This window comes from Mycobacterium sp., from assembly GCF_035570115.1.
Classification (GTDB): domain Bacteria; phylum Actinomycetota; class Actinomycetes; order Mycobacteriales; family Mycobacteriaceae; genus Mycobacterium.
Genome location: NZ_DATMLH010000007.1, coordinates 1 through 6,125 on the forward strand (window position 1 = coordinate 1; position 6,125 = coordinate 6,125).

Consider the following 6,125-nt stretch of genomic DNA (forward strand, 5'->3'; position numbering starts at 1 on the left):
CTCTCCAGCGCGAAACCCTGACCGCGATCGTTGACACCTTCGTCGCGGCGGTTCCGCGCGATGACGACCCAACGGGGTTCTATGCCGCCAAGGGCAGTGACATCGGCGCCGACGTCGCCGCTGAGCAGTACCTCGTCGCCCGCTTGCCCGAGGAGCAACTCGCCGGCCTGCTTCAACTGATCGATGCCGCAGGCCTCGTCGGGTTGAAGAATCAACCTCAGGCCGACCGGGAGGCGATCATCGCCAACCTCGCCGGCATGTCGCCCGAGAGCGCGCGAGCGGTCGCCGCGCTATATCAGCTTTCGGTGATCTTCGCCTACAGCCTGCCCGGCCCAGAGGGCGGCAATCCCTTGTGGGCGGGCATGGGATATCCGGGCATGGTCCAGGCCCCGCCGCAAACGCCCAAGACACTTGACGTCATCACCCCGTCCGGCGAGACGACGCTGGAGGCGGATGTGGTGGTGGTCGGCTCCGGCAGCGGCGGTGGGGTGGCCGCCGCGGTGCTGGCGCAGGCCGGCAAGCGGGTCATCATTCTGGAGGCAGGCGGTTATTTCAACGAGTCCGACTTCGTCCAGCTGGAACCGCTGGCGTATCAGAACCTTTTCTTGCGCGGCGGGTTCTTCCCCTCCGCCGACGGCATGGTCAGCATCGCCGCCGGGAGCACCGTGGGCGGCGGCAGCACCGTCAACTGGTCCAATTCGTTGCTGACCCCGGCCACCGTCCGCCGCAGCTGGGCCGCAGACGGACTCACCGACGTCGACACCCCGGCGTTCGACGAACACCTGCAGGCGGTGTTCGATCGCATCCACTGCAACGACAAGGTGGCCACCCAGAACGCCCCCCATCAGCGGTTGGCCACGGGCGCGGCCAAGCTCGGATATTCCTACCGCGTCGCCATGCTCAACATTGACCCGGACAGATACGATCCGAACCTGATCGGGTGGAGCGGGATGGGCGATCAGACCGGCGCCAAACAGGGCACCATGCGCACCTATCTGCAGGACGCGTCGGACGCCGGAGCGAAGCTGCTGCCCAACACCCGCGCCGACCGGATCCGCACCGACAGCGGCAAGGCCGTCGGGGTCGAGGCGACATACACCGACCCACAGACGCAGCAGAACTCCCGCGTCGTCATCCGGGCGTCCGCCGTCGTGGCCGCCGCCGGCGCCCTGGAAACCCCTGCGCTTCTTCTTCGGTCGGGCATCGGTGGTCCCGCCGTCGGCGCCGAACTGCGACTGCATCCCGCCAGCCTCGTCACCGGCATCTATGACGAACCCCAGGACCCGTGGTACGGCCCGGCGATGGCCGGCATCGTGAACGAGTTCGCCGAGGTGAATGACTGCCACGGCTACATCGTCGAATGCGTGCAGCACCTGCCTGGTCTGTTCACCACGGTCGTACCCTGGCTCAGCGGCGCGCAGCACAAGGAGCTCACCCGCAAATATCGGTACCGAGCCGACTGGGTGTTCATCGTCAAGGACCGCGGTGCCGGAACGGTCACCATCGACGACAACGGTGAGTCCGCACACTGGTACCCGTTCACCGACGAGCTCGATCGCCGTCATTTCCGCGAGGCTGCGGTGACGGCGATCCGCATGCAAGAGGCCGCGGGTGCGCAACAGATCTTCCTCGCGGGCCAGCCCTTTGCGCCGTGGCAGCGCGGCGAGGACCTCGAGGCGTTCATCGAGAAGGTCAACAAGGTCCCGATCGGCCCCGGTGGCACGCCGGTGTTCAGCGCCCACCAGATGTGCAGCGCAAAGCTGGGCAGCGACCCGCAGACGTGCGTCGCGAAACCCAATGGCGAGCTGCACGACACGACCGGGGTCTGGATCGCTGACGCCAGCGGGATGCCGTGCTGCTCCGGGGTGAATCCAATGGTGTCTGTCATGGCACTGGCGCGACGCACGGCGACGAACATGCTGAACCAGCCTTGACGCGAGATCAAGGCGTACGACGGGTTATAAGGTTGGGGCACAAGACTTTTCGTCGGTGCTATGTTTCGTCACAGATACACGCTGGCAAACCCTGGCGCGCATCCTCACCGTAACGTCGGGAGTTAACAGCACACACTAAGCGATTGCTTATAAATAAGCGAGCGCTTACAGTCGGAGTATGCGGGTGACCGGGTGAGCGTGACTACGGCGGGCGTCGTCAGTAGTTCGAAGGCCGCCGCGCGGATCAGGGCCGCCGCGATCGAGGCGTTCGCCGAGCACGGTTATGGCGGTACGACCACCCGTGACATCGCAGCACGCCTCGGTTTGAGCGCGGCCGCGATGTATCCGCACTACAAATCCAAAGAGGAACTGCTCTTCGTGATTGCGTACGAGGGCCATCAAAAGACCCTCGAATGGCTCCAGGCCGCCGATCCGGTCGGCGAATCGCCCAGCGATCGTTTACGGGCAGTGGTTGGCGAATTCGCCCGGACGCAGGCGGCGTACCACGGCCGGTCAAAGGTGGTCGAGTACGAGCTGACAGCACTCTCGCCCGACCACTACCGAGTGATCGTCAGGCTGCGCCGAAAGCTGACGCGGCATGTGCGGGAGATTGTGGAAGCCGGCGTCGCCGACGGGTCTTTTGCGGTTCCGGACGCCGAGGGCGTCACCCTTGCCATCGTTTCCCTGTGTGTCGACGTCTGCCGCTGGTTCCCGACAGGGCGCTACGCCGATCCCGAAACAGTGGCCAAGCTCCACTCCGAGTTGGCGGTTCGACTCGTCAACGCAACTAGCGAATAGGAATGACTAGATGATGCAACCGCAACTCGCGCAGCCCTGGGGAGGCGCCAGTCACTTCAGCGACATCGCCGGACCGGTGCACTGGGTGGACTTTGGCGGGCCCGCGGGCGCTCCGCCCATCGTCATGGTGCACGGATTGGGTGGCTCACATCTGAATTGGGTCAGGATCGCTCGACCGCTGACCGAGCGCAACAGAGTGATCGCCATCGACCTGCCCGGATTCGGGTTCTCACCTGCTGCGGGCAGAAGGACCAGCATCGAAGCCAACACCAAGGTACTCGACCGCTTCATCAACGAAACCCTCGGCAGCCCAGTCATTTTGATGGGTAACTCGATGGGCGGTGCCGTCACGATCCTGGAGGCGGCCGCCAGCCCGCAGGCGGTCGCCGCGGTAGTGCTGGTCGATCCGGCACTGCCACGACCCGCGGAGGTTCCCGACCCCCAGGTCGCCGCACAGTTCCTGATGTGCGCCTTTCCCGGCGTAGGCGAGGTCTTCCTGGACATCAGCAGGCGATCCAGAACCGACCGCGAGCTCGTTGAACGCATCGTGAACCTGTGCTTTGCCGATCCGCGCCGAAGCTCGCCGGAGGTGATGGATGCGGCCACCGAACTCGCCGCACAACGCCGCCTCATGCCTTCCCAGGATGCCGCTTTCCTGCAGGCCGCACGGTCGGTGGTGCGGGCAGGTCTGCGGCCGCGTCATTTCAAGAAAGTGATGAGGTCGCTTGTTCAGCCGGTGCTGCTCATCCACGGCGATCGGGATCGGCTGGTGCCCGTCGCCGCGGCGCACATAGCGGCCGCCGCTAATCCCAAGTGGGACACCGAGATTCTCCACGGCGTCGGCCATACACCACAGCTCGAGGATCCCGACGCAGTGATCCACGCCGTGTCGCGCTGGCTGGATCGCCACGAACTCGGCGCCACCGGCGCCGGAAACATGACCGCACCAGTTGAGGACAATCGATGAAACAGCGCTGAGGTAGAGGCTCAGTCAGCGTCTTCGATGAATAGCGCCATCGACGCGGTAAATGCGTGCAACGCGTTACGGCCCGCGATCGGGCCGATCTCCCCGGCGGCGAAGAAACCGGCGAGCGGAATCCCGCCGAGTAGTTCCTCGATCGTCGACGCGTCGTGGTCGGCGACCTCGAACATCCGCCGCCCACGCCCGTTGCAGGTGAACAACAGCGCGCCAACCGGACGCCCGGCCAGCGCCGCTCCCGCCCGCTCTACCGTCAGACGCAGGTCCTTGTCGGCGCCCGCCGCGTCACGGACCTGGAACTGCACAGTCGCGCCGACCTCGACAACATCGCCGATCTCGATCGCCCCGGTCGATTGGTCGGCGCCGAGCAGCCCGCGGATCAGGAAGTCGCCCTGACCCGGAGCGGCCAGGTGCTCGTCGACGACGATCCCGATCTGCAGGCCATTGCTAACCAGTTCCTGCTCGTCGGGCGGCAGCCCCGCGACGATCTCACGTAGGCGCTGCAGCGGCGGTCGGCCGCCCAGCTCGGTGATCGCCGCGCCGTCCGCGCCGGTGACGATGTATGGGTCGCCGATCGGCCGGCAGCCTTGCGACACGATCGGCACACCGTGCACGCCGGGCAGGCGCACGCCCACGAGGCCGGAGGTAAGCACGTCCTGGTCGCGGAACAAGCGGGTATCGCCCGGTCCCCGTCCACCGCTCACCACGCCGCCCACCACGGTCGTTCCCGGCAGGTCGGTGTTGAGGTGCTCGATGAGCAGGCTCGACGGGAATGTGTATGGGTCCGGCAGCAGTAGGTGCATATCGTGCGTGGTCCGGTCGAACCGGTAACCAGTGAGCAGGCCACCCGAGCCGGTGCGGACGAAGTCCAGTTGGAACGTCTCGGCGGCCAGGCCGGATGCCAGCCACACCGCCACCGCGGGCTCGTCCTCGATCTCGCGGCGGCCGGCGACGATCGTCTGGGCGATGCACCCGATCAGCGCTGGCGGCTCGAGCATCTCCTGCACCGCGTTGAGGACGTCCACGGCCTTGTCGCTGTGTGATCGCGATCCGAGTAGCACGGCCAGCGACGGCGCCTCACCCGCGAGCTCGTCGCGCGCGTGCGCTGCAGCCTCCACCGCGGCCTGCCGTGCATCGGGCACGGTGGAAACCCCGACTCCGATCCGCACACTTCCATGATGCGCCGCCCAGGGTGCGACGAAACGTTCAGGACCGCATCCGTTTGCGCAGCCCGCGGCGCGACTTTCAAAAGCCAGCGTCAGTTGGTCGCCCAGAGCCTCGTCTTCGACCGGTGCAGGAACGAACGCGGATTGTCCACGGCAATCACGTCAGCGGCCATCCCATCCTCGAATTTCGATTCCACACTTAGGATTTCGCTATTGCTACCGGTCGGCAGCTGGTAGTCTGAAAGCCGGTGTCCGGGTATGTTCTGGTGTTGCCGCGAGCTTGTCGCGCCGGAAGGCGTGGCTGTACGACCTTCGCCGAACCGTTGCGACCGGGCCCGATGCCGGAATCCTCGATCGACTCGTCCGCTACACCGGCCGGTGCCGATTCATTCGCCAGATGAAAGGTGAATCATGCCTAAGTTAAGCCAATACGCCCAGGGCACGCCGAACTGGGTCGACCTGCAAACCACCGATCAGCCCGCGGCTAAGCAGTTCTACGCATCGCTATTGGGCTGGAGTTACGACGACAACCCGATGCCTCAAGGCGGTGTGTACTCCATGGCCACGGTGAACGGAGAAACGGTGGCGGCGATCGCGCCGATGCCACCGGGTGCACCAGAGGGCAGGCCACCGATGTGGAACACCTACATCGCGGTGGACGACGTCGATGCGGCGGTCGACAAGGTGGGACCCGCGGGCGGGCAGGTGCTGATGGCACCCGTCGATATCGGCGAAGCCGGCCGGATGGCCTTCGTCGCCGATCCGACCGGCCCGGCCGTGGGGCTGTGGCAGGCCAACCGCCACATCGGCGCGACGCTGGTCGGCGAGCCAGGCGCGCCTATCTGGAACGAATTGATCACGGACAAGCCGGAATCGGCGCTGGCCTTCTATGAGGCCGTGGTCGGCTTGACGCACTCCGCTGTGGAGATGGCACCAGGTCAGAAGTACACGCTGCTCAAGGTCGGTGGAAACGATGTCGGCGGTTGCACGGAACCGCCGATGCAAGGTGTGCCTAACCATTGGCATGTCTACTTCGCTGTCGACGATGCTGACGCCACGGCGACCAAGGCGGCCGAGGGGGGCGGGCAGGTCATGGTCGAGCCGTTCGACATACCGTCGGTGGGGCGGTCGGCTGTCTTGACCGACCCGCAGGGCGCAGTGTTCAGCGTGCTGAAGCCGGCGCAGCAGATGTAGTCAGTCCGCGGCACGGGGGCGTGCTGGCGCTGTCGCACCATAAGCGCCTTCCCC

At 65.9% G+C, this 6,125-nt stretch carries 5 protein-coding genes; 4 read left to right on the forward strand and 1 reads right to left on the reverse strand.

The features are described from left to right. The 3 genes from VNW74_RS00525 to VNW74_RS00535 form a co-directional block, all read left to right on the forward strand. The coding region (locus tag VNW74_RS00525) for a GMC family oxidoreductase N-terminal domain-containing protein (RefSeq protein ID WP_325674652.1) at positions 1-1,934 on the forward strand (1,934 nt) is incomplete at its 5' end. A gap of 192 nt (positions 1,935-2,126) precedes the next feature. Continuing rightward, positions 2,127-2,732: a TetR/AcrR family transcriptional regulator gene (locus VNW74_RS00530; protein WP_325674653.1), complete on the forward strand. Its 606-nt coding sequence runs from the start codon at positions 2,127-2,129 to the stop codon at positions 2,730-2,732. Between the two features lie 10 nt (positions 2,733-2,742). Beyond that, positions 2,743-3,699 carry an alpha/beta hydrolase gene (locus VNW74_RS00535; protein ID WP_325674654.1) on the forward strand — a complete coding sequence of 319 codons (957 nt, stop codon included), beginning with the start codon at positions 2,743-2,745 and terminating at the stop codon, positions 3,697-3,699. Positions 3,700-3,719: 20 nt separating this feature from the next. Here VNW74_RS00535 and VNW74_RS00540 read toward each other — a convergent pair whose 3' ends face one another. Further along, positions 3,720-4,880: an FIST signal transduction protein gene (locus VNW74_RS00540; RefSeq protein ID WP_325674655.1), complete on the reverse strand. Its 1,161-nt coding sequence runs from the start codon at positions 4,878-4,880 to the stop codon at positions 3,720-3,722. A 408-nt stretch (positions 4,881-5,288) separates the two neighbouring features. On the opposite strand from VNW74_RS00540, the gene VNW74_RS00545 reads away from it, so the two are divergent. Beyond that, the gene (locus VNW74_RS00545) at positions 5,289-6,071 is read left to right on the forward strand and encodes a VOC family protein (RefSeq protein ID WP_325674656.1); all 783 of its coding nucleotides are present in this window, start codon (positions 5,289-5,291) and stop codon (positions 6,069-6,071) included. Positions 6,072-6,125: the final 54 nt, after the last annotated feature.

Coding starts and splice junctions, on each gene's coding strand:
- VNW74_RS00545 (WP_325674656.1), top strand. CDS start 5,289: ATGCCTAAGTTAAGCCAATACGCCCAGGGCACGCCGAACTGGGTCGAC.
- VNW74_RS00535 (WP_325674654.1), top strand. CDS start 2,743: ATGATGCAACCGCAACTCGCGCAGCCCTGGGGAGGCGCCAGTCACTTC.